Origin of the sequence: Bradyrhizobium sp. IC3195 (genome assembly GCF_020193585.1) — a bacterium.
GTDB lineage: Bacteria > Pseudomonadota > Alphaproteobacteria > Rhizobiales > Xanthobacteraceae > Bradyrhizobium > Bradyrhizobium yuanmingense.
Genome location: NZ_JADYVG010000028.1, coordinates 35,270 through 58,881, shown reverse-complemented (window position 1 = coordinate 58,881; position 23,612 = coordinate 35,270). Strand labels below are relative to the sequence as shown.

The following is a 23,612-nucleotide window of genomic DNA, read 5'->3' as shown; positions in this document are numbered from 1 at the left end:
CGCCGTCGCCGCAGCGGTCACTATTCCTGCCCGCTTCCGACAAGGCAAGCTATGCTTGTATGGGCGGCATGCGTAACATCCTCACGGGCCGCTCGACCGTCGAACGCCTATCGCAACCAGGCAGTGCATGAGGAAGCTGATCGAGGAGTTCCGCAAGGGCTGGCAGGGTGCGGCGCCGCCCTCGCTCGCTCTGAGCATCGGCTTTGCGGTGGTCTGCCTGTTGGCTGCAACCCTGGTCCGCTGGGGCCTCGCTCAGGTTCGTCCCGACATCTATTTCACGCCGTACTTCCCGGCCGTCTTCTTTGCTGCGGCCCTGGGCGGATTCCGGATCGGCATCGTGACGGCGCTCGTCGGCGGCGTGCTCGGCGTCGCGCTGAATTTCGGCGATGCGTTTGCGGATCGCGCGCGGTTTGTCCTGTTGGCGCTTTACTGGACCGTGTGCGCGATCACCATCTGGGGTGTCGAGCACTATCGCACCATGCTGGCCGAGCAGCGCCGAATTTCCAAACGCCTGATCGAGGAAGAGGATTATCGCAAGCTGCTGGTGGAGGAGCTCCAGCATCGGCTGAAGAACAAGCTGTCGACGGTGCATGCCGTGGTGCACCAGGTGTTGCACGACCAGCCACAGGTCTGGGCCCGGGTCGATCCGCGGCTGCGCTCGCTGGCCGCAACCGATGATTTGATTTCGCGGATCGACAAGGCCGGCTGCGACATCCGCGACCTCCTGATCTCCGAGCTCGGGCCTTACGGCCATGTCCGCTTCACGCTCAACGGCGAGCGGCTGTTCCTGCCGCCCAAGCTCGCGGTCACGCTGTCATTGATGTTTCACGAGCTCGCCACCAATGCAGGCAAGTACGGCGCATTCTCCTCACCGCGCGGTCTGTTGCAGGTGTCATGGACCATCACCGACGACCGCCTGACGATCACCTGGGACGAAACCGAAGGACCGAGCGTGGACAAGGTTTCGGAGCCCGGCTTCGGCACCAAGCTCTTGAAGTCGGCACTGTCGGCTTTCGACGGCAAAACCGAGATCTCGTATCTGAAAACCGGGCTGCATTGCATCATGCAGTGCCGAATTCCACGAAGCGAGTAGACGTCGCAACATGTAAGGTGTGCTCCTTGCTGCCCGCGCGGTGGCGCAATCGCGTGTGGCACTTGCGCGACCTGAGCAAGCGGCCTCGTCCTTCGAGACGACCGCTTCGCGGTCTCCTCAGGATGAGGCTAAGCGGCATCGGTGCTCGGGTGATATCGCGCAGCGCACTCCGGCCCTCATCCTGAGGGCCCGCCCACGGCGGGCGTCTCGAAGGATGGCCGCAGGCGAAATCGCTCCCACGCGGATACTTCGCTGTTTCGCCGAGCGCGTTGACGCTCCGTTAATGACGATCGCCAGCGCGCGTCGGATCGTCGCAAGTTTTCTCCAAAACACCCCCGTATTTCTCCTGACCCCTTAACCAAACTTAAGAGGGAACCGCGGAAGATCGCGCCCATTGCAAAGGCGCGCTGAAACAACAAGATTCATGACTTCTATGAACGACAATCAATATTCCGGCGCGACTGAAGCCGAGCTCGGTTTTCTCAAGGAAATCGTTAGAATGCTGCCGGCCGGCCTCACCGTGCAGGACGCGCATGGCGAGTTGCTGCTGGTCAACGATGCCGCCGCCGCGCAGCTCGGCCTGGACGGCAGCCGTCCTTCACCCGATCTGACGCCGCGGCGCGAGGCCTGCCGCCAGGCCCTGAGCGACGGGCAGCCCGTCGTGACCGAGGAAGCGCTTCACGTCGGCGCCGCGCGAAAGGTGCTGCTCACGACCCATCGCCCCGTTCGTCTCGACGGACGCGAGCTCCTGATCTCCGCATCCTCCGACATCACCGAGCAGAAGAATTTCGAGGACCAGCTGTTCCGCTCGGCCTATTTCGACGAGCTGACCGGGCTGCCCTCGCGCCGCGTGATCGAGCACCGCGCCAATGCCCTGCTGGCGCACGCCCACAGCGGCGAACGCTTTGCGTTGGCCTTCCTCGACGTCGACAATTTCAAGCACATCAACGACTATTACGGCCACGCCGTGGGCGACGCGCTGCTGGTCGAGCTGGCGAAGCGGCTCGGACGGGACTTGCGCGATTCCGACATACTCTCGCGCATCTCGGGCGACGAATTCCTGCTGCTGCTGTCACCGGTCCAGAGCCAGGAGGAAGTCGCCGAATTCATGCAATCGACGCTGGAGCGGCTGACCGCGCCGTTCTTCATCGACCATTCGGAAGTGTTCGCCTCGACCTCAGTCGGCATCAGCCTCTATCCCGACCATGGACGCAGCTTCGAAACGCTGCGGCAGAACGCGGACATCGCGATGTACCGCATCAAGAACAATGGCAAGGGACTGGCCGCCTTCTTCGATGCCAGCATGGAGCGCGAGGCGCAGGCGCGGATGAAGGTCGAGCAGTCGCTGCGGCTCGCCATCCTGGAAAAGCGCTTCTGCTGCGCCTTCCAGTCCAAGGTCGATATCCGCACGCAGGCCGTGAAGGGCATCGAGGCCTTGGTGCGCCTGCGCGACGACGAAGGCGTGATCCAGGCGCCCGGCTCGTTCATCAATCTTGCCGGCGAGCTCGGCCTGATCGACGAGCTGACCCATCTCGTGCTCGCCGAGATCGTCAAGTCGATCGACCTGATCAACGACACGTTCGGCCCGGAAGCGACCATCAGCATCAACGTTGCCGCCAAGCAGGCCGGCAATCCCGAATTCATGCGCAGCTTTGCGCAGGCGCTGGAGGAGACCGGCTTTCCGCAGCGGTTCATGATCGAGGTGACGGAAGATGCTTTCGTCGCCAAGAATCATTTTCAGGACGAGATCCTGCCGATGTTCCGCAAGCTCGGCGTCGGCGTCTCCATCGACGATTTCGGCACCGGCTATTCCTCGCTCTCGGCGCTGGCCGACATCACCGCCGACGAGATCAAGATCGACCGCTCCTTCATCACCGACATTCATAATCGTCCGCGCAGCCAGGGTATCCTGCGCGCGATCGAATCCTTGAGCGAGGCGCTCGGCATGACGGTGATCGCCGAAGGCCTCGAAACCTACGAGGAGCTGGCCTATCTGCAGGCGGCGACCAAGATCCGCTACGCGCAGGGCTATTATTTCTCCCGGCCGATCTTCCTGGAGGAGCTGAAGCTCGCAACGCCCTCCTCGAGCGAGGCGCGGGTCAGCGTGGCAAGCCGCCCGGCGCAACAGCACCGCCAGGGCTATTCGCGGGCGAGCGGGTACCGGCGGTAGGGGCGGCGCGACACATACCGCTGTCGTCCCGGGGCGCGAAGCGAGCCCGGGACCCATACCCAAAGGGAGCAATTTAGCGAAGACTCGGAGTGGGAGCGTCGCGCAGCAACTGCGCCCTGTGGTTATGGGTCCCGGGCTCGCGCTTTGCGCGCCCCGGGACGACAGCGATTGCTGAGCTGGGTTCAGCGCCCATTCCTCCTTTGGCGCCATTTCCCCCTTTGAAATCGCTGCACTTTTGCTAATACACGGGGCGGACCTCCCCGAGGTATCTCATGCCTGCCGCCGCCTCCTCGATCAGCGATCCCGCCTATCTCCGTGCGCGCGCGATGGAAACGCTGTTCGAGCGGCTGGAGAAGCTCTGCGAGGGCGCGATTGCGATCGATCGCGGCGGGCGCGTCGTCTACGTCAACGAGAAATATCTTGCCGCGCTCGGTCTCGACCATGCCAGCGAGGCGATCGGCCGGTCGATCGAGGAGGTCATCCCGAACAGCCTGATGCGGAAGGTGGCCGAGACCGGCGAGCCGATCCTGCTCGACATCATGGAGCTCGGCGGCGAGCAACTCGTCGTCACCCGCATGCCGATCGAGGACGAGAACGGGACGGTGATCGGCGCGATCGGCTTCGTGCTCTATGATCATCTCGAAAGCCTGAAGCCCCTGCTCGCCCGCGTCGCCCAGCTCGAGAGCGATCTGCGGCTGGCGCGGCGGCAATTGTCCAACGCCCGCGCGGCGCGCTTCACCTTTGCCGATTTCGTCGGCACGACGCCGGCGATCGCGCGCGCCAAGGAGATCGCCAGCCGCGCCGCGCGGCAGAGCGTCACCGTCCTGCTCACCGGCGAAACCGGGACGGGCAAGGAGATGCTGGCACAGGCGATTCACAACGCCTCCTCGCGCGCCGACAAGCCGTTCGTCAGCGTCAACGTCGCCGCGATCCCCGAGACGCTGATCGAGTCGGAGTTCTTCGGCACTGCGCCGGGCGCCTATACCGGCGCCGACCGACGGGGACGCGAGGGCAAGTTCCGCATCGCTGACGGCGGCACGCTGTTCCTCGACGAGATCGGCGAGATGCCGCTGCAATTGCAGGCCAAGCTGCTGCGGGTGCTGCAGGAGCGCGAGATCGAGCCGCTCGGCTCGGACAAGATCACCAGGGTCGACGTCCGCGTCATCGCCGCGACCAATGTGGACCTGCGCAAGCGTGTCAGCGACGGCGCATTTCGCGCCGATCTCTACTACCGCCTCAACGTGCTTTCGGTCGATCTGCCGCCGCTGCGCCACTGCCTCGACGATCTCCCCGACATTTGCGCCCGGCTGCTCGACGACATCAGCGCGTCGGGCGACTACGTCAAGGCGAAGATCACGCCGAGCGCGCTCGCTGCGCTCGCCCGTTACGATTGGCCGGGCAATGTCCGCGAGCTCCGCAACATCCTCGAGCGCGCGCTGATCCTCAGCGATTCCGGGCGGCTGACCGGCGAGGATGTCGCCCGCATCCTCCCCATCGGCACCGAGGTCAGGCTCGCACCGGCCGAGCGCCCGGCCGGATTGGTGGTGCCCTATGCCGAGGCCGAGGCCGAGTTCGAGAAGCACACGCTCGAGCAGGCGCTCGCCGCCAGCAACGGCCAGATCACCGAGGCCGCCCGGATGCTGCGGATCTCGCGCGCGACCTTCTACAAGAAGCTCGCCAAGTTCGGCCTCGCCTCGGGATCGGCGCCCGTCTGAGTTTCGAGACACCGGACTGTCCGGAGTCTCGGATTCCGGACACCGCACCCGGCTGCTCTTCCGGGACAGATTGCAGGCAATTGCTGCAGATTTCAGCGGTTTTGCGCGACGTTGCGGGATCTGGCGCGGACCTTGCTCTCCGCTTTGCCGTCTTTCCTTCGCGAGGAGCAACCTGTTCCGGGGCAGCGCTTCGCGATAAGATCAAGCACAACAAGGCCTACGGTCCAGGGAGCGGGAGGAACGCCGTGAGCCATCATCCAGCTCTGCCTTACTTGCGCAATTCCGAGAAGGGCAAGGTCGTCTCGGCGAATGAAGCCGTCATGCTGATCCGCGACGGCGACACGGTGGCGACCGGCGGCTTCGTCGGCATCGGCTTTGCCGAGGAGATCGCCGTCGCACTGGAGGAGCTCTATCTGTCCCACGAGGGCGATGCGCCCTATACGCAAGGCAAGCCGCGCAATCTGACGCTGGTCTACGCGGCCGGTCAGGGCGACGGCAAGCAGCGCGGCCTCAATCATTTCGGACATGAAGGCCTGGTGCGGCGCGTGATCGGCGGGCATTGGGGCCTTGTGCCGAAACTGCAGCAGCTCGCGATCGCGAACCAGATCGAGGCCTATAACCTGCCGCAGGGCGTCATCACCCACCTGTTCCGCGACATCGCCGCGCACCGGCCCGGCCACATCACCCGTGTCGGCATGGGCACCTTCGTCGACCCCCGGCACGGCGGCGGCAAGCTGAACGCACGCACCACCGAGGACCTGGTGGAGCTGATCACGCTGCGCGGCGAGGAGTGCCTGCTCTACAAGACCTTCCCGATCGATGTCGGGATCATCCGCGCCACCACCGGCGATCCCGACGGCAATCTCACCATGGAGAAGGAGGCCCTGACGCTGGAGGCGCTTGCCATCGCCATGGCGGCGCATAATTCCGGCGGCATCGTCATCGCCCAGGTCGAGCGCGTCGCCGAGGCCGGCAGCCTCAATCCGCGTCAAGTGAGGATTCCCGGCATCCTCGTCGACTGTGTCGTGGTGTCAAGGCCCGAGAACCACTGGCAGACTTTCGGCACGCAATACAATCCGGCCTTCTCGAGCGAGATCCGGGTCCGCGCCGCCTCGCTGCCGGTGATGCCGATCAGCGAGCGCAAGATCATCGCCCGGCGCGCGGCGCTGGAGCTGAAGGCCAACAGCGTCGTCAATCTCGGCATCGGCATGCCCGAGGGGATCGCCTCGGTCGCCAATGAAGAGCGGATCATCGACCTCATCACGCTGACGGCGGAGCCGGGCGTGATCGGCGGCATCCCGGCGAGCGGCATCGATTTCGGCGCGGCGATCAACACGCAGGCGGTGATCGACCAGCCCTACCAGTTCGACTTCTACGACGGCGGCGGTTTGGACGCCGCCTTCCTTGGGCTTGCCCAGGTCGATCGCGCCGGCAACCTCAACGTCAGCAAGTTCGGGCCGAAGCTCGCAGGCGCTGGCGGCTTCATCAACATCAGCCAGAACGCCAAGGAAGTGATCTTCGTCGGCACGTTCGGTGCGGGCAAGCAACGCATCGCGGTGAAGGACGGCAAGCTCGTCATCCTGGACGAGGCCACGTCGCGCAAATTCGTCGAGAATGTCGAGCACGTCACCTTCAGCGGCCCGTTTGCCGCCGCGCGCAAGCAACGCACCCTTTACGTCACCGAGCGCTGCGTGTTCGAGCTCCGGGAGGGCGGGCTCGAGCTCGTCGAGGTCGCGCCCGGCATCGACGTCGAGCGCGACATCCTGCGCCTGATGGACTTCAAGCCGCTGATCCCGCGCGACCCCGCGCTGATGGACGCGCGCATCTTCGGCGACGGCCTGATGGATTTGCGCGAGCGCCTGCTCACCATCCCGCTCGACCAGCGCTTCACGCTGGACGAGCAGCAGAACCTGTTCTTCGTCAATCTCGAGCGCTATCCGCTGCGCAGCAAGGCGGAGATCGACACCATCGCCGCCATCGTCGAGGCCCGCCTGGCGCCGCTCGGACGCCGCGTCTACGCCATCGTCAATTATGACAATTTTTCTATCCTGCCGGAACTGATGGACGATTATTCGGCCATGGTGCGCAGCCTCGTCGACCGCTTCTATTCCGGCGTGTCGCGCTACACCACGTCGGGTTTCCTGCGCATCAAGCTCGGCGAAGCCCTGGAGAAGCGCGGCGTCGCGCCGCACATCTTCGAGAGCGCGGAGGAAGCGCAGTCGGACTGGCGCCAGATCGAGGCCGGCGCGGCGCGCAATGCGAGCCAGGCTCAAAAATGATGCATGCTCTCGCGCCGGCGCACGCCGCCGGAAGGATCAATTGCAATGTTCGTGACGTTGTGCAAATCGCTGTTGGCAGAAACTTTACATCAGGAGGGACCATCGTGCGTCGATCACTCATCATAACAACAACCATCCTCGCGCTCGGCGCGGGTACCTCCGCGCTCGCCGACGATCTCAAGATCGCGCTGATCTACGGCAAGACCGGTCCGCTCGAGGCCTACGCCAAGCAGACGGAGACCGGCCTGAAGATGGGATTCGAATACGCCACCAAGGGCAGCATGACGCTCGACGGCCGCAAGATCGTCATCATCACCAAGGACGACCAGGGCAAGCCGGACCTCGCCAAGGCCGCGCTCTCGGAGGCCTATCAGGATGACAAGGTCGATATCGCGATCGGCACGACCTCGTCGGCCGCGGCGCTCGCCATTCTTCCCGTCGCCGAGGAGAACAAGAAGATCCTGATCGTCGAGCCCGCGGTCGCGGACCAGATTACCGGCGAGAAATGGAATCGCTACATCTTCCGCACGGCGCGCAACTCCTCGCAGGACGCGATCTCCAACGCGGTCGCGATCGGCAAGCAGGGCGTTACCGTTGCGACGCTGGCGCAGGACTACGCCTTCGGCCGCGACGGGGTCGCCGCGTTCAAGGAAGCGCTCGCCAAGACCGGCGCGACGCTCGCGGCGGAAGAATATGCCCCGACCTCGACCACCGACTTCACCGCGGTCGGCCAGCGCCTGTTCGACGCGCTGAAGGACAAGCCGGGCCGCAAGGTGATCTGGGTGATTTGGGCCGGCGCCGGCAATCCGCTGGCCAAGCTCCAGGACATGGACCCGAAGCGCTACGGCATCGAGCTCTCCACCGGCGGCAATATCCTGCCGGCGCTCGCCGCCTATAAGGGTCTGCCCGGCATGGAAGGCGCGACCTACTACTTCTATGAGATCCCGAAGAACCCGGTGAACGACTGGCTCGTCGCCGAGCATCAGAAGCGCTTCAACGCGCCGCCGGACTTCTTCACCGCGGGCGGCTTCGCGGCTGCGATGTCCGTCGTCGCTGCCGTCACCAAGGCGAAGTCGACCGACACCGAGAAGCTGATCAGCGCGATGGAGGGCCTGGAGTTCGACACGCCCAAGGGCAAGATGGTGTTCCGGAAAGAGGACCATCAGGCGCTGCAGAGCATGTATCACTTCAAGGTCAAGGTCGATCCGAACGTCGCCTGGGCCGTGCTCGAGCCGGTGCGCGAGCTGAAGATCGAGGACATGAACGTTCCGATCAAGAACAAGCGGTAAGCTTTCTTGCTTCACCTCTCCCGCTCTTGTCCGCCGAAGCCTTGGCGAAGGCGGATGCGGAGAGGCCGGGAGAGGACTCCTTCCTCTTGGGGGTTCTCGCCTGCGGAGACAGCCCTCTCCCCGACCCTCCCCCGCAAGCGGGGGAGGGAGCGCAGCGTGACCTGCGGATCTATCTCGTTTCATCATTTGCCAGACTCTCCATGCCGCTCACCCTCGAAACCCGCGACCTCACCATCCGCTTCGGCGGCCATGTCGCGGTCAACAATGTCTCCTGCACGTTTCGCCCGGGCGAGCTGACCGCCATCGTCGGGCCGAACGGCGCCGGCAAGACCACCTATTTCAATCTGATCTCGGGCCAGCTGCGGGCATCCGGCGGCAGCATCCTGTTCGACGGCGCCGACATCACCGAGCATTCCGCACCAATGCGCACCCGTGCGGGTCTCGGACGTGCTTTCCAGCTCACCAATCTCTTCCCGAACCTCTCAGTGGAAGAGAATGTCCGCCTCGCGGTGCAGGCGGCAGCGGGCACGCATTACGACATGCTGCGGCCCTGGATGGTGCGCCGCGACCTGATCGCGCGCGCCGACGCCATTCTCGACCAGGTCGCGCTCGGCAATCGCCGCGGCGTCACTGCGACCGCGCTGTCGCATGGCGACCAGCGCAAGCTCGAGGTGGCGCTGATGATCGCGCTCGAGCCAAAAGTCTTCATGTTCGACGAACCGACCGCCGGCATGAGCATCGACGAGGTGCCGATCGTCCTGAACCTGATCGCGCAGCTCAAGCAGGACAAGAGCAAGATCATCCTCTTGGTCGAGCACAAGATGGACGTGGTGCGCTCGCTCGCCGACCGCATCATCGTGCTGCATAACGGGCAGCTGGTGGCGGACGGCGCACCTGCCGAGGTGATCGCCTCGCCGATCGTGCAGGAAGCCTATCTCGGCATCGCGCCCAAGAACGCTGCAGGGAGCGCAGCATGAGCGATCTCCTCAAGCTTTCCGGCGTGCACACCCATATCGGGCGCTATCACATCCTCCAGGGCATCGATCTCACGGTGCCGGAAGGACAGGTCACGATGCTGCTCGGCCGCAACGGCGCCGGCAAGACCACGACGCTGCGCACCATCATGGGGCTGTGGCAGGCCTCGAAAGGCGAGATCACCCTGGCAGGCCAGCGCATCGAGAGCCTTGCGACCCCCGACATCGCGCGGATCGGCGTCGGCTACGTGCCGGAGAGCATGGCAGTGTTCTCCGATCTCACGGTGAAGGAGAACCTGGTGCTGGCGGCGCGCGACGCGCCGCTCGACGACAAGCAGCTGGATTGGATCTTCGGCTTCTTCCCGGCGCTGCGCCGCTTCTGGCTGTCGCGCGCGGGAAGCCTGTCGGGCGGGCAGAAGCAGATGCTGTCGATTGCGCGCGCGATCGTCGAGCCGCGCAAGCTGCTCCTGATCGACGAGCCGACCAAGGGCCTCGCGCCCGCCATCGTGATGGCGCTGATCGAGTGCCTGAAGGAGATCAAGCGCAAGGGCGCCACGATCCTGATGGTCGAGCAGAATTTCTTTGCCGCCCGCGAGCTCGGCGACAACGTGCTGGTGATGGACAACGGCACCATCGTTCATCGCGGCGAGATGGCGGCACTCGCCGCCGACGTGCCGCTGCAGGAGCGGCTGCTCGGCCTGAGCCTGGAGGCGCATCAGTGACAGACCTTGCCGCAACCGATCCGCTGCCGAAGCCGAAACGCGATCTCGCGCCGATCCTGCTGCCGCTCGCGCTCGCGCTGCTGATGATCCCGCTGATCGGATCGACCTCGTCCTGGCTGACGCTGACCGTCGCGAGCCTCGCCATGGGCATGATGATCTTCATCATGGCCTCAGGGCTAACGCTGGTGTTCGGCCTGATGGACGTGCTCAATTTCGGCCACGGCGCCTTCATCGCCGTCGGCGCCTATGTCGCGACCCTGGTGCTGGCGCCGTTCGCGGCGTCCATCCAGGCCGATTCGCTCTGGATGAACCTCGCGGTGCTGGGGCCAGCCGCGCTGCTCTCAATGGCGGTGTCGGGTGCGCTCGGCCTCGTCGTCGAGCGCGTGCTCATCCTTCCCGTCTACGGCCAGCACCTGAAGCAGATCCTGATGACCACCGGCGGCCTGATCGTCGCCGAGCAGACGCTCTATGCGCTGTGGGGGCCGCAGATCATCCCGATGCCGCTGCCGGCCTCGCTCCGCGGCTCCTTCATCATCGGCGACGTCGCGATCGCCAAGTACCGCGTGCTGGCGATGCTGATCGGGCTTTCCGTCTTCATCGCGATCCAGCTCGTGCTCAACCGCACCAAGCTCGGCCTCCTGATCCGCGCCGGCGTCGAGAACCGCGAGATGGTGGAGGCGCTCGGCTACCGCATCCGCCGCCTGTTCCTCGGCGTGTTCATGACCGGATCGGCGCTGGCCGGCCTCGGCGGCGTGATGTGGGCGCTTTACCGCGAGCAGGTGCACGCCTCCATGAGTGACGACCTCACCGTCCTGATCTTCATCGTCGTCATCATCGGCGGGTTGGGATCGATCGGCGGCTGCTTCATCGGCGCCATCCTCGTCGCCATGGTCGCCAATTACGGCGGCTTCCTGGTGCCGAAGCTCGCCCTCGTCTCCAACATCCTGCTGATGGTCGCCATTCTGATGTGGCGGCCGCGCGGCCTCTATGCGGTGACCAGCCGATGATGATCCTCTCAGGCGATCCGCCGCGCAGTCGCGTCCTGACGCTCGTTCTCGTCGTCATCATCCTGGCGCTGGCGGCAACGCCATTCCTGTTCCCGGGCGCCAAGGCGCTGAACGTCGCGGCCAAGATCTGCATCTTCGCAGCCCTCGTCGCCTCCTACGATCTCCTGCTCGGCTATACCGGCTCGGTGTCGTTCGCCCACACCATGTTCTACGGCATCGGCAGCTACGCGATCGCGATGGCGCTGTACGGCATAGGTCCGAACTGGGCCGCGGTCGCCACCGGCATCGTCGCCGGCCTGCCGCTCGCAGCCCTGCTTGCGCTCGCCATCGGGCTGTTCTCGCTGCGGGTCGCGGCGATCTTCTTCGCCATGATCACGCTCGCGGTCGCCTCGGCCTTCCAGGTGCTGGCCTCGCAGCTGTCCTGGCTGACCGGTGGCGAGGACGGGCGCAGCTTCCAGCTGCCGGAGCTGCTGCGCCCCGGCACGGTGCTGATCTCCAAGAACCTGTTCGGCTTCGAGATCAACGGCCGCATCCTGACCTTCTACCTGGTGTTCGCGATCTCGGGCCTGATGATCCTCACTCTCCTCCGCGTGGTGAACTCGCCGTTCGGGCGCGTGCTGCAGGCGATCCGCGAGAACCGCTTTCGCGCCGAGGCGCTCGGCTTCCGCACCGTGTTCCACCTGACCTACGCCAACTGCCTCGCCGCCCTCGTCGCGGCCAGCGCCGGCATCCTGAATGCGCTGTGGCTGCGCTATGCAGGTCCCGACACCTCGCTGAGCTTCTCCATCATGCTCGACATCCTGCTGATGGTGGTGATCGGCGGCATGGGCACGATCTACGGCGCGATCATCGGCGCCACCATCTTCATCCTCGCCCAGAACTATCTGCAGTCGCTGATGGGAGTCGCCTCCAAGGCGGCAGACGAAGCCGGGCTGCCGCTGCTGCCGGGGCTGTTGCATCCCGACCGCTGGCTGCTGTGGCTCGGGCTGCTGTTCATCGCCAGCGTCTATTTTTTCCCGACCGGCGTGGTCGGACGGCTGCGCCATGGCGGCGGCAAGAAGCCCGCAGGACCCGGGCATTAACCGATGATTCACGATGCGGCGCCGCGATTGCAGCGCGCGCGACAGAAGCGCCGCGTGCGATGGGCGCAGCGCTAGGATGGATGCGATCACACGAGCCGGATTAATGCTTAGGTAACTGGCTTTCCTAAGGTTTGCGCCATTTGTGCGGTGTATTCGTGGTCCTCCAGCGAGGGGGAATGCGCCAGGTCTTTGCCAGCGTAGCAGCCGGAATGTCTCGAGCCGCGAGGAACGGCTGGGAGGCCTTGGCGCGGCGTGGTCCCGTCCTGTGGCTGACCCTGTGCGGCGTGCTTCTGGTCGCGGGAATCTTCATCGCCACGGCCATCGCCGTCGGCGAGTTTCGCGAGCGGACCCTCGCCAACCGCGAACGCGAGCTCGAGAACACGGTGAAGCTGATCGCGCGGCATTTCGATCAGCAATTCGAGGATTCCGACGTTGTCGCCGCCGACCTGATCGGACAGATGAACCTGGCGGAGATCACCTCGCCTGCGATGTTCCGCGAGCGCATGTCCGGGCCTGCGCCAAACCAGATGCTGCGCAGCAAGATCAGCTCCGTGTCGTATCTCGGCGACATCGCGATCTACGATGCCGAGGGCGATCTGATCAACTGGTCGCGGGCCCAGCCGCTGCCCAAGATCAACATCTCCTCGCGCGGCTATTTCCAGTCGTTCAAGTTCAACCCGGCGGCCGAGCCGGTCATCCTGGAATCGGTCCGCAGCCTCATCATCGGCAAATGGACCACGGTCGTCGCACGCCGGCTGCGCGGCGCGGACGGCACATTCCTCGGCGCCATGGTGCGGCGGATCGACCCGAGCAGCTATCAGCAATATTTCGCTTCGGTCGCGCTCGCCGACGGCACGGCCATCTCGCTGTTCGATCGCGAGGGCAAGATGCTGGCGCGCTATCCGCACGCCGAGGAGCTGATCGGGCGGAACTTCAAGGACGGGCCGCTGATGCAGAAAGTGCTGGCCGAAGGCGGTCAGCAGACGCTCCGCGGCAGGAGCCCCGTCACCGGTGAGGAGCGGCTCGGCTCGGCTGCGTCGCTGACGCATTTCCCGCTGGTCATCATCGCCACCAACACCACGGCAGCGGCACTTGCGGACTGGCGGCAGCAAACCGGCTTCATGGTGGCCACGGCAGGCGTCGCGGCCAGCGTGATCGCGCTGATCCTCTATCTGATCATCCGCCAGATCAACCGGCAGAACCGCGAAGCCCAGCAGCGCATCGAAGCGGAGCGGCTGCGGCTCGACACCGCCCTCAACAACATGTCGCAAGGGCTGATCCTGTACGACGCGGGCGGCACCATCGTCACCTGCAACCGCCGCTACGCCGACATGTTCGGCCTGTCCCACGACGTCATCAAGCCCGGCTGCCACATCCGCGAGGCGATGTATCATCGCAAGGAGCGCGGCGCATTCGATGGCGATGTCGAAGCGTTTTGCGCCGACGTCATGAGGGTCGTCGCCGAAGGCACGGTCTCGACGAGAACGCATCAGCTGGCCAACGGCCGCGCCTTCCAGGTCATCAACACGCCGCTCGCGCAGGGCGGCTGGGTCGCCACGATCGAGGACATCACCGAGCAGCGCAATCTGGAGCAGGAGCGCGACCGCAACTACACCTTCCTGCGCGAGATCATCGACCATATCCCGTCACGGATCACCGTGAAGGATGCCCGCACGCGGCGCTACCTGCTGGCCAACCAGGTGGCCGAGCAACAACTCGGCGAAACCAGCAAGACGATCGTCGGCAAGACCGCGTTCGATCTCTATCCGGCAGAAACCGCCGGGATCATCACCCGGGACGACGACAAGCTGCTGCAATCGCCGGACGGGCTGTTCCTGGACGAGCACGTGTGGACCACGCCAAGCATCGGACGGCGCTACATCACGTCCACCCGGATCGGAATCCGCGACAGGTCGGGCGAGCCGCGCTACATCATCAATGTCGTCGAGGACGTCACGGAGCGGCGGCGCGATCACGAGAAGATCGCGCATATGGCGCATTACGACGCGCTGACCGACCTGCCGAACCGGGCCCTGTTCCGCGAGCAGATCGAATGCGAGCTGGAGAAGGTCGCCGAAGGCGGCCAGTTTGCGCTGCTCTACATCGACGTCGACGAGTTCAAGGGCATCAACGATTCGCTCGGTCATCACGTCGGCGACGAGCTGTTGAAGGCGATAGGCGGCCGTCTGCGCGGCTGTCTCAAGCAGGGCGATTTGATCGCGCGGCTCGGGGGCGACGAATTCGCCGTGATCCAGACCGACATCGGGTCTTCCGCCGACGTGCTGTCCTTCGTGAAGCGGATCTACCAGGCGATCCGGCAGCCCTATCATTGCCTCGGCCATCAGCTCTCCACCGATGCCAGCATCGGCATCGCGCTGGCGCCCCAGGACGGCGCCGATCTCGATCAGCTGGTCAAGAACGCCGACCTCGCGATGTACGGGGCCAAGGCCGAGGGGCGGCGCACCCACCGCTTCTTCGAGCCCGCAATGGATGCCTGCGCCAAGGCACGCCTCAGCATGGAGCAGGATTTACGCCAGGCCCTCGTCAACGGCGGCTTCGAGATTCACTATCAGCCGCTGGTCGACCTGCGCTCGGGTGAAGTCTCCGGCTGCGAGGCGCTGCTGCGCTGGCGCCATCCCCAGCGCGGCATGGTGTCGCCGGCGGAGTTCATTCCGGTCGCCGAGGACACCGGCCTCATCACCGAGCTCGGCGACTGGGTGCTGCGCACCGCCTGCAGTGAGGCCGCGACCTGGCCGGCGCATGTGCGCCTCGCGGTCAACGTCTCGCCCGTGCAGCTCAAATGCGACACGCTGGCGCTGCGAATCGCGGGCGCGCTCGCCGCCTCCGGCCTCGACCCGCGCCGGCTCGAGCTCGAGATCACCGAAGCCGTGCTGATCCGCGACGACGAGGCGGCGCTCTCGATCCTGCACCAGTTGCGGTCGATCGGCGTGCGCATCGCGCTCGACGATTTCGGCACCGGCTATTCCTCGCTGAGCTATCTGAAGCGCTTCCCGTTCGACAAGATCAAGATCGACCGCTGCTTCGTCGTCGACATCGCCGAGGCGAGCGGCTCGCCCATCATCGTGCAGGCGGTGGTGAACATCGCGGCCGCCAGCAGCATGACCACGGTCGCCGAGGGCGTCGAGACCGAGGCGCAGCGCGACATGCTGCGCGCGCTCGGCTGCACGCAGATGCAGGGCTATCTGTTCAGTGCACCGAAGCCGGCCAGCGAGGTACGCAAGCTGTTCGGTCCCTCCGATGGCTTGCCCGTGGCTGCGGTGGCCTGATGCCGAAGTCGCGCAAGGCGCTCGATGTCGCCGATTCCTACGCCGTCCGGCTGATGCAGCACCTCGTGGTGCCGACCTTCGTGATTGACCCGAAGCGCCGCGTCGTGATCTGGAACAGAGCCTGCGAGCGGCTGACCGGCGTCGGGGCCGCCGAAGTGATCGGCACCAGCAAGCACTGGCAGGCATTCTACGAGACGAAGCGCCCCTGCCTTGCCGACCTCGTCGCGCTCGACCGGCCCGAGCAGTTGCCGGAGTATTATTCGGAATATGCCGCGCGCGGCCACAACGGGCTCGGCTTCTCAGCGGAGAACTGGTGCGTGATGCCCAAACTCGGCAGCCAGCTCTATCTCGCCATCGACGCCGGCCCGATCCACGACGAGGCCGGCAACCTGATCGCGGTGGTGGAGACGCTGCGCGACCTCACCGACCAGAAGCGCGCCGAGATGGCGCTGAAGGAGCTCGCGACCAAGGACGGGCTCACTGGCCTCGCGAACCGCCGCGCCTTCGACCAGATGCTGCTCGGCGAATGGGCCCGTGCCCAGCGCACGCAGAAGCCGCTGGCGCTGCTGTTCGTCGACGTCGACCATTTCAAGCTGTTCAACGACCAGCACGGCCACCAGAGCGGCGACGAGTGCCTGCGCGCGGTCGCTGACGTCGTCAGCCGGCATGCGGTGCGCCCGCTCGACCTCGCCAGCCGCTATGGCGGCGAGGAGTTTGCGCTGATCCTCCCCGACATGGATTGCGACAGCGCCTGCATGGTGGCCGAGGCGATCCGCTGCGCCGTGATGGCCTTGGCGATCGCCCATGGCGCAATGGGCGCCGGCGACCACGTCACCCTCAGCGTCGGCGTCGCCAGCCATATTCCTGGTGGTACCGACGGCAGCCCGGACCGGCTGCTCGGCGCCGCCGACGAGGCGCTCTATGTCGCCAAACGCCTCGGCCGCAACCGCGTCATCTGCGCCGAACGGGTTTTGGCCGAATTCGCCGCCCTCGGCGGCAAGCCGGTTCCGGACCCCGTCAAGCGCAAATCGGCCTGAAGCGCGCTTCCATCGAGAAGCGGTTGCCCGCCCCGCGCCAATCGGCTAAATGAACCTCGACTAGCACCCGTAGCTCAGCTGGATAGAGCGTTGCCCTCCGAAGGCAAAGGTCACACGTTCGAATCGTGTCGGGTGCGCCATTTTGTGATTTGCGCGATATTGTCACCGATTGACGCGCAGCTCCCTCGATGCGGCGCGCTACCTCAATTAGCCCTACCTCAACTAGCCCTCGGCAGGCGGCTTCATCTGGCCGGTCGCTTCATCAATCTCCCTGATGGCCTGTATCGCGAAGCACACCCCAGATCAGGATAGAGTGACCAAGCGCGAAGCAGCGGAATGTCGCTCGCGCTACCGAACCGCCCCACATTCACCAGAGCCTTTTCGATCACGTCTTCGATGCAACGGCCTCGGCTCGCGTGAGCCAGTTCTGCCCGCCGGAGCCTCTCTCCCGGAGCGACGAATGTTACCGATTGGCGGCGAGATACCGGGCTTGATGCGACGTACACCGTCCCCCAAATCTCACGTCGGATGTTCAATCGCATCGACATAGCCCGGTTCACATGGGGGAGTGTGCGCGTTGCGCACCTCCGTCTGCCGCCCGCGGCGGACGCAGGTGATGCATCGCTCGCGCTGCCTGGAGCGATCGCGGTGGGGTTTAACGGCCAGAAGAACGCCGCTGTAATGCTGGCGAATGGACGCACGGTCGCTCGCGATGCGCCTGCCGGAACAATCGGTCTGACCGGCGGAGAACCGGTCAAATGGGTGCGAACAACTTCGCCCGCTGAAGTGGTAGAAATTTCAGCGGATGGCTCGCTGCGGAAGCAAATTGCCGAGGAACTTGGTGCTGAGGGCCATGCCGATCTTGCCGATATTCATGGCTGGGAGAACTTTCACGCATGGGCGATCGTTGACCGTTTCCGCGCAGCCGCGCGCGGGAGGCATCATTTGAACGACGTCGAACGCGATTCATTGGTGCGGACCCTCTACGCGATTGTCTTGTGCGGAAAATTCGGAGGGCGGGCGATCGAGCGCTCAAAAGGCTCGCTGGATACTCGGCGCCTGCGCAGAGTGCTGGATTTTGTAGAAGCACACACCGCCACGGATCTGACGCTCGCGCGGCTGGCCGAAGTTGCGGCACTAAGTCCGTTTCACTTTGCCAGGGCGTTCAAGGCCGCCACCGGATCTCCGCCGCATCAATATGTGTCGAGCCGCCGCCTAGAGCACGCGCGCCAACGCCTTCGGAACACGCCCGATAGCGTTGAAGCGATCGCCGCCGACCTCGGCTATTCGAACATCAATCATTTTCGTCGTCAGTTCCGTGCCCGGACAGGTCTGTTGCCGTCTGATATCCGCGCGCGCTGAAGCAAAAGACAGCAAGAATCGACCTGCCGCGCAGCGGCCTCATGCCTCTAGGTTCGCGTGACCGGAGAGCCAAGCCGTTTTTGTGAACGACGGCCTGCTGACATGCTGAAGCGGAGGCGCAGGATAACCATGACTCAAAACGAAAACATTTGGCTATCGCGTCGTTCGATGACACTTGGCATCACCGCGGCGGCGGCTACGGCGGCTGCAGTCGATCGAACAGACGCCCAAACGAATCAGTCGGGAGACCCAACCCGTGTTCTCGCGGGAAAAGTCGCGCTAATCACCGGAGGGCCGCGCAATCTCGGCCGCGCATATACAGCAGGACTCGCAGCGGACGGTGCGAGCATCATGATCCACTATCATGACGCGGGCGATCGAGCTGATGCCGAGACTGCAGCGCACCTTGTCCGCGCACAGGGTGCTCGTGCCGCCACTATCGAAGGCGAACTCCACGAAATGCCGACTCATTCGCGCCTCGTGGAGGCGACGCTGCGCGAATTCGGTCGCATCGACATACTGATCAACAACGCCGGTCGCATGGTCAAGAAGCCGGTGGCCGAAATCAGCGAGGCCGAATACGACGACGTGTTCGGAGTGAACGCCAAGGCGAGCTTTTTCATAATGAAGGAGGTGAGCCGTCATCTTCCGGACGGTGGGCGAATCATTAATGCATGCTCGTCGCTGATCGACGGCTACCTTCCCAACTATGCGTTATATCAGGGATCGAAAGCAGCTCTCGAACAGTTCACGCGCTCCATGGCGCGCGAACTCGGGCCTCGCGGTGTCACGGTCAATGCCGTTGCGCCCGGACCGATAGATACACCCTTCTATCGGGCGCCCGAGGACGCGGCCGCCATCGCCTACGCGACGCGTCTTTCTGTAGCGGGGCGCCTCGGCACGGTCTCCGACGTCGTTCCGCTGATTCGGTTCCTTGCGTCGCCAGCATCGCATTGGGTCACGGGCCAGACTGTCTACATTAACGGCGGCTACACCGGGCGATAAACTACTCGAAAGCGACGCACGAAAGATCTTTCGATCTCATCATTGGCGGCATTGCGTAAGATTTGTCCGGGCGTTCGATATCCCCCGGGCACAATCCGGAGCTGCTCGCGATGCTGACCCCGGCGCTGGGCAGCGCACTGGACGAGAGCTCCGCGCGCAGGAAGCAGCGCCTCTCACCCACTGACCCGCAGCACCCGAACCGTGAAGACGAGCACGAGGCCGGCCCTCACGTCAGCATCGCGATGATCGCCTGGAGCTGGTCGGACGCTGCCGTCACCAATCCATCGTATGACGTGTGGCCGTGTGCGGCGGCGTTCAGGATGCATTCGGCGACGGCCGCTTTCAGGCCGAACACGGATTGATGGGCCGGTACGCTTGCCATCACGGTCTCCAATGCCTGACGCATCGTGTGAATGAGCTCGGAGCTGTATTGCATGGGCCTTGTCCTCCGCGGGCTCATATGGAAGCACAGGCTACGGCTTGCCACTCACAAGCGTGAGATCGTTTTTTGAATCCATCCGGACTGAGCGCCTCAATTCAAGCGCCAGATCGCCGCATTGAGCACACCGGCGAACGTGACCCAGGCTGCGTAGGGCACGAACAATGCGGCGGCGAGCCTGTCGCGTGACAGCTCGAGACCGATGTAGGTCACGATCGCGATGAACAGGCCGACGAGAATGACGAGCGCGGCGCCGATCTGGTGCATCGTGAACATGACCGGAGACCAAATGAAGTTGAGCGCCATTTGCGCCGCCCAGGCCAGCATCGCCTTGCCCCTGGGCTCACGGCGAAAGGTCCGCCATCCCGCAACAGCGATCAGAACGTAAAGGATGGTCCAGGCGATCGGGAACGCCCAGTTCGGCGGGACGAAGCTCGGCTTGGCAAGGCCGGCATACCATTCACCGGGGGGATTGGTCGCGCCGATCAACCAGCCGGTGCCGACGACGCCCACCACGAAGACCAACAACTGAAGCATCCGTCACCTCGCCCTTCTCATCATCCGATTGTAACATCCTTCCATGAGCCAATCCGACTCGATGCCTGGCGCAGCCGCGGCCGTGCGACGAGAAGCGATGCGCTGAGCGCCATGGCAAAGTCCTGCGTCTTCTCGCAGCAGCGTCGGATGGGTTGCCGACGTTGACGGAGACGGCCTGACCGGGGCGAGCCCGATTGGGGGAGAATTCGGCCCGTCCTGCGGTTGAGGAACGCATGCGGGCGCGCTAAAGGCAAGCGGGCGCGCGCGGATCCGCAGTCGGACGAACCGCCGCCAGTGGATTCAGCAATTGGTTACAAAGCTATCCCATCGACGCGACATTGACGGGCTCCGGGCGATCGCCGTCTTGAGCGTATTCCTCTATCATTTGGACGTTCCGCCGTTCGGCGGCGGCTTCGTCGGGGTCGACCTGTTTTTCGTCGTGTCCGGCTATCTGATCTCTCGGATCATTCTCAGCGAGGCAGATCGCGGTGAATTTTCGCTCCAGCGATTTTACGAGCGCCGCATCCGGCGCCTCTTTCCCGCAGCGATCGTCACCATCATCGGCATCTTGGCCGTCGGTGGCCTCTGGTTCTCTCCGGAGCTTTTCAAGGGCCTGACTCAAGACGCCGTGGCTACGCTGGTATCGGTCTCGAATTTCTACTTCTGGCGCGGCAGCCACGCCTATTTCGCCAACTCGACCGATCCCAGCCCCGTGCTTCACTTCTGGTCGCTGGCCGTCGAGGAGCAATTCTATCTGTTTTGGCCCGTGTTCATTCTGCTGGGGCGCCGATTGCTCGGTCGCGCACTGCCTTTGCTCATTCTTGGCATCGCAATTCTTTCGCTCGGCGTCGCGCAAGCGACACTCGCAACCGACAGCTCGGGTGCTTTCTACCTGCCGACCTGTCGCGCCTTCGAATTTGCGATCGGAGCGCTGGTCATCTTTGCTGAGCAGAGGCTAACCTTCCCGGCCGGAGCGCGCTCGCTGTTGGCTGCCGCCGGATTCGCTTTGATCGCTTACGCGGTCGTCAGCTTCGACAGTGCGACCTCCTTCCCTGGCGCGACGGCCCTCATCCCATGCCTGGGTGCAGCCTGCGTGATCTTGGCGGGCGAGCGTCACGTCCTTTCGCCTGTCCTGACCAATCCGCTGAGTGCGGGGATCGGGCTGGTGTCCTACTCGCTCTACCTCGTGCACTGGCCCCTGATCGTCTACGCAAACTACATCCTGGGCGATGACGCCAAGTCGGTTGCGGTGAAAGTGCTGATCGTCGCCCTCGCGATGGCGCTGGCTGCGCTGATGTATCGGCTGATCGAACAGCCGTATCGCGCGGGTCGCTCGTCACTGCTGCGAGTCGCCGGCCCCGCCGCCGCGACGATCGTCGCGCTCGCGATTGTTGCATTTGTGGCCAACCGCCAAGATGGCTGGCCATGGCGGCTCCCGGCACAGGCCCGCGAGGTCGCCGATCTGCAGCGTTTCGGCTTCTGGCCATGCGCCAAGAGCGCACAATCGAAATGTGCCTTCGGTTCATTGAGCGACCCCGTGGGGGTGCAAGTGCTCGGCGACTCCTTCGCCGAGCACTATGTCGCAGCGCTGGATCCGGCGGCAAAGCGCGCCGCCGTCCGGGGAGAGGCCTATACGGCCGAAGGTTGTCCGTTGCTCGTCGGGCTGGTGCGAACAGCGTTCGACGGCTCGCAGGACTGCAAACGCCAGCGCGATACCTACCTCGCCGCGATCAGGCAGAACCAGGCTCCAATCGTGCTCAGCCAATCCTGGATGACTTACGGCAATGCGCTCCGCAACGAGCTCACGCCGGAGGTCGATGCACCGGCCCTGCAAGTCTGGCGGGCCGGCATCGAGAACACGATCCATGAGCTCGGCGGCAGCGGACGGCGCATCCTGATCATAGCGCCCGGAGTCGAGCCGGGCTGCCGCAGCCCAATGTCCCGCTTCGCACCGGGACCCCCCTGGCACGCACCAAGCAAGCCCTGTCCTGCCGTGCCCCTCGATCGCGTGCAGGCCGACAATCGCGAATTCCACGCCATGCTCGAGGAGATCCGGAGCCGCTACCCGAACCAGGTCTTTCTGCTCTATCCAGAACGCTATTTGTGCGGAGAAGCCGAGTGTCCGACCGCCATGGACGGCCTCTGGCTCTATTGGGACGTCAATCACCTCACGGTCGCAGGTGCGCAGCGCGTTGGCGACGGAGCCTCAAGCCAACTCCTTGAGTTCATCCGTGGCAAGTAGGAGCCTCTGCCTCTCCCAAGCGATCGCGGCCGAGCCGAAGCCATCTCGACTGAACGGAACTGACGAGCGCCTCTCGTCACGAGCCTGAGATGGCTTTTGACCCTGCCGCGATTGTGCAGCTCAATTCAGCCGCCGGATCGACGGAAGCATCCCTCAGCTCGCGCATCTCCCCACGCGATTGTATCATCTTTCCATGAGCGAATCCGACCCGACGACCGGCGAGCCCTCGCCTGTCCGCAAGATCATCCATATCGACATGGATGCGTTCTATGCCTCTGTGGAGCAGCGCGACAATCCGGAGCTGCGCGGCAAGCCGGTCGCGGTCGGCGGCTCCGCGGAACGCGGCGTCGTTGCGGCGGCGAGCTACGAGGCTCGAAAGTTCGGCGTTCGCTCGGCCATGCCGTCGGTGACGGCGAAGCGGCAATGTCCCGACCTGATCTTCGTCAGGCCGCGCTTCGAGGTCTACAAGGCGATCTCCAGACAAATCCGCGACATCTTTGCCGAGCACACGCCCGTCATCGAGCCGCTGTCGCTCGATGAAGCCTATCTCGACGTGACGGAGAACCTGCAAGGCATCCCGCTGGCGCGGGACATCGCGCTCGAGATCCGCGCGAAGATCAAGGCGGAGACCGGCCTCACCGCGTCGGCGGGTATCTCCTACAACAAGTTCCTGGCCAAGCTCGCGTCCGATCATCGCAAGCCCAACGGCCAGTTCGTGATCTCGCCGGAGATGGGGCCGGCCTTCGTCGAGCCGCTGCCGGTCGGCAAATTCCACGGCATCGGTCCGGCGACGGCTGCGAAGATGAACGCGCTCGGCCTGTTCACCGGCCGGGACATCCGCAACCAATCGCTGGAGTTCATGAACGCGAATTTCGGCAAGTCAGGCGCGTATTATTATTGGATATCGCGCGGCGTCGACGAGCGGCCGGTCCGCGCCAACCGGATCCGCAAATCCGTCGGCGCGGAGAACACGTTCTCGACCGACCTCGATGCGTTCGACGCGCTTGCCGCCGAGCTAAGGCCGCTCGTCGACAAGGTCTGGCGGCATTGCGAGGCGACGGGCAATCGCGGCCGCACCGTCACCCTGAAGATCAAGTTCGCCGATTTCGAGATCATCACGCGCAGCCGATCCGTCGCGGCGTCCGTTGCCGGACGCGACGATCTGGAGCGGCTGGCCTGCGGCCTGCTCGAAGCCGAGATGCCGCTGCCCAAGCGCGTCAGGCTGCTTGGGGTCTCGCTGTCGTCGCTCCACGCCGCCGGCGAGTCGGAGCCGCAGCTGACGCTGGGCATCTGAACGCGGCTTGAGGCCCCTTCGGTGAACGCGGCATCTTTATCCGCGACGCGGCGCCAAACCTGTCGTAGATACACCAGA

At 64.5% G+C, this 23,612-nt stretch carries 17 protein-coding genes and 1 tRNA gene; 16 read left to right on the top strand and 2 right to left on the bottom strand.

The features are described 5' to 3' along the window. Positions 1-127 precede the first annotated feature (127 nt). From I6F09_RS33495 to I6F09_RS33430, 14 genes are all read left to right on the top strand, one after another. Entirely contained in the window at positions 128-1,093 is a 966-nt protein-coding gene (locus I6F09_RS33495) for an HWE histidine kinase domain-containing protein (protein ID WP_109142072.1), read from the top strand. A 433-nt stretch (positions 1,094-1,526) separates the two neighbouring features. Next, positions 1,527-3,263 carry an EAL domain-containing protein gene (locus I6F09_RS33490; protein WP_225189924.1) on the top strand — a complete coding sequence of 579 codons (1,737 nt, stop codon included), beginning with the start codon at positions 1,527-1,529 and terminating at the stop codon, positions 3,261-3,263. A 272-nt stretch (positions 3,264-3,535) separates the two neighbouring features. After that, entirely contained in the window at positions 3,536-4,978 is a 1,443-nt protein-coding gene (locus tag I6F09_RS33485; RefSeq protein WP_036002382.1) for a sigma-54-dependent Fis family transcriptional regulator, read from the top strand. Positions 4,979-5,223: 245 nt separating this feature from the next. Next, complete coding sequence (locus I6F09_RS33480) at positions 5,224-7,257, top strand: acyl CoA:acetate/3-ketoacid CoA transferase (RefSeq protein WP_225189923.1); 2,034 nt, start codon at positions 5,224-5,226, stop codon at positions 7,255-7,257. Between the two features lie 104 nt (positions 7,258-7,361). Next, on the top strand, positions 7,362-8,546 hold the full coding sequence (locus tag I6F09_RS33475; protein ID WP_036002387.1) for a substrate-binding domain-containing protein: 1,185 nt from the start codon (positions 7,362-7,364) through the stop codon (positions 8,544-8,546). 200 nt (positions 8,547-8,746) lie between these two features. Beyond that, entirely contained in the window at positions 8,747-9,523 is a 777-nt protein-coding gene (locus I6F09_RS33470) for an ABC transporter ATP-binding protein (protein ID WP_225189922.1), read from the top strand. Beyond that, positions 9,520-10,242, top strand: coding sequence for an ABC transporter ATP-binding protein (locus I6F09_RS33465; RefSeq protein WP_225189921.1), 723 nt, complete (start codon positions 9,520-9,522; stop codon positions 10,240-10,242). The genes I6F09_RS33470 and I6F09_RS33465 overlap by 4 nt, the downstream gene beginning before the upstream one ends. Next, a complete protein-coding gene (locus I6F09_RS33460; protein ID WP_036002397.1) occupies positions 10,239-11,249 on the top strand; it encodes a branched-chain amino acid ABC transporter permease in 1,011 nt (336 codons plus the stop codon). The genes I6F09_RS33465 and I6F09_RS33460 overlap by 4 nt, the downstream gene beginning before the upstream one ends. Beyond that, a complete protein-coding gene (locus I6F09_RS33455; RefSeq protein ID WP_225189920.1) occupies positions 11,246-12,331 on the top strand; it encodes a branched-chain amino acid ABC transporter permease in 1,086 nt (361 codons plus the stop codon). The genes I6F09_RS33460 and I6F09_RS33455 overlap by 4 nt, the downstream gene beginning before the upstream one ends. Before the next feature lie 176 nt (positions 12,332-12,507). Beyond that, positions 12,508-15,618: an EAL domain-containing protein gene (locus tag I6F09_RS33450; RefSeq protein WP_036002400.1), complete on the top strand. Its 3,111-nt coding sequence runs from the start codon at positions 12,508-12,510 to the stop codon at positions 15,616-15,618. Next, positions 15,618-16,655, top strand: a complete 1,038-nt coding sequence (locus I6F09_RS33445) for a diguanylate cyclase (RefSeq protein WP_225189919.1) — start codon at positions 15,618-15,620, stop codon at positions 16,653-16,655. Before I6F09_RS33450 ends, I6F09_RS33445 begins: the two co-directional genes overlap by 1 nt. Positions 16,656-16,718: 63 nt before the next feature. Then, positions 16,719-16,795, top strand: a tRNA-Arg gene (locus I6F09_RS33440). Positions 16,796-17,183: 388 nt separating this feature from the next. Next, entirely contained in the window at positions 17,184-18,017 is an 834-nt protein-coding gene (locus I6F09_RS33435; RefSeq protein WP_225183666.1) for an AraC family transcriptional regulator, read from the top strand. 129 nt (positions 18,018-18,146) lie between these two features. Continuing rightward, positions 18,147-19,022 (top strand): SDR family oxidoreductase, encoded by an 876-nt coding sequence (locus I6F09_RS33430; RefSeq protein WP_225189918.1) that lies wholly within the window; start codon positions 18,147-18,149, stop codon positions 19,020-19,022. 226 nt (positions 19,023-19,248) lie between these two features. Here the strand turns inward: I6F09_RS33430 and I6F09_RS33425 are convergent, their stop codons facing one another. Both I6F09_RS33425 and I6F09_RS33420 read right to left on the bottom strand, forming a co-directional pair. Beyond that, positions 19,249-19,458 carry a hypothetical protein gene (locus I6F09_RS33425; RefSeq protein WP_225113284.1) on the bottom strand — a complete coding sequence of 70 codons (210 nt, stop codon included), beginning with the start codon at positions 19,456-19,458 and terminating at the stop codon, positions 19,249-19,251. Between the two features lie 96 nt (positions 19,459-19,554). After that, complete coding sequence (locus I6F09_RS33420) at positions 19,555-19,998, bottom strand: TspO/MBR family protein (RefSeq protein WP_225189917.1); 444 nt, start codon at positions 19,996-19,998, stop codon at positions 19,555-19,557. 307 nt (positions 19,999-20,305) lie between these two features. Here I6F09_RS33420 and I6F09_RS33415 point away from each other — a divergent pair, with 307 nt between their 5' ends. Further along, positions 20,306-22,240 carry an acyltransferase family protein gene (locus tag I6F09_RS33415; RefSeq protein WP_225189916.1) on the top strand — a complete coding sequence of 645 codons (1,935 nt, stop codon included), beginning with the start codon at positions 20,306-20,308 and terminating at the stop codon, positions 22,238-22,240. 193 nt (positions 22,241-22,433) lie between these two features. After that, on the top strand, positions 22,434-23,534 hold the full coding sequence (gene dinB, locus I6F09_RS33410; protein ID WP_036002491.1) for a DNA polymerase IV: 1,101 nt from the start codon (positions 22,434-22,436) through the stop codon (positions 23,532-23,534). The last annotated feature ends 78 nt before the right edge of the window (positions 23,535-23,612 follow it).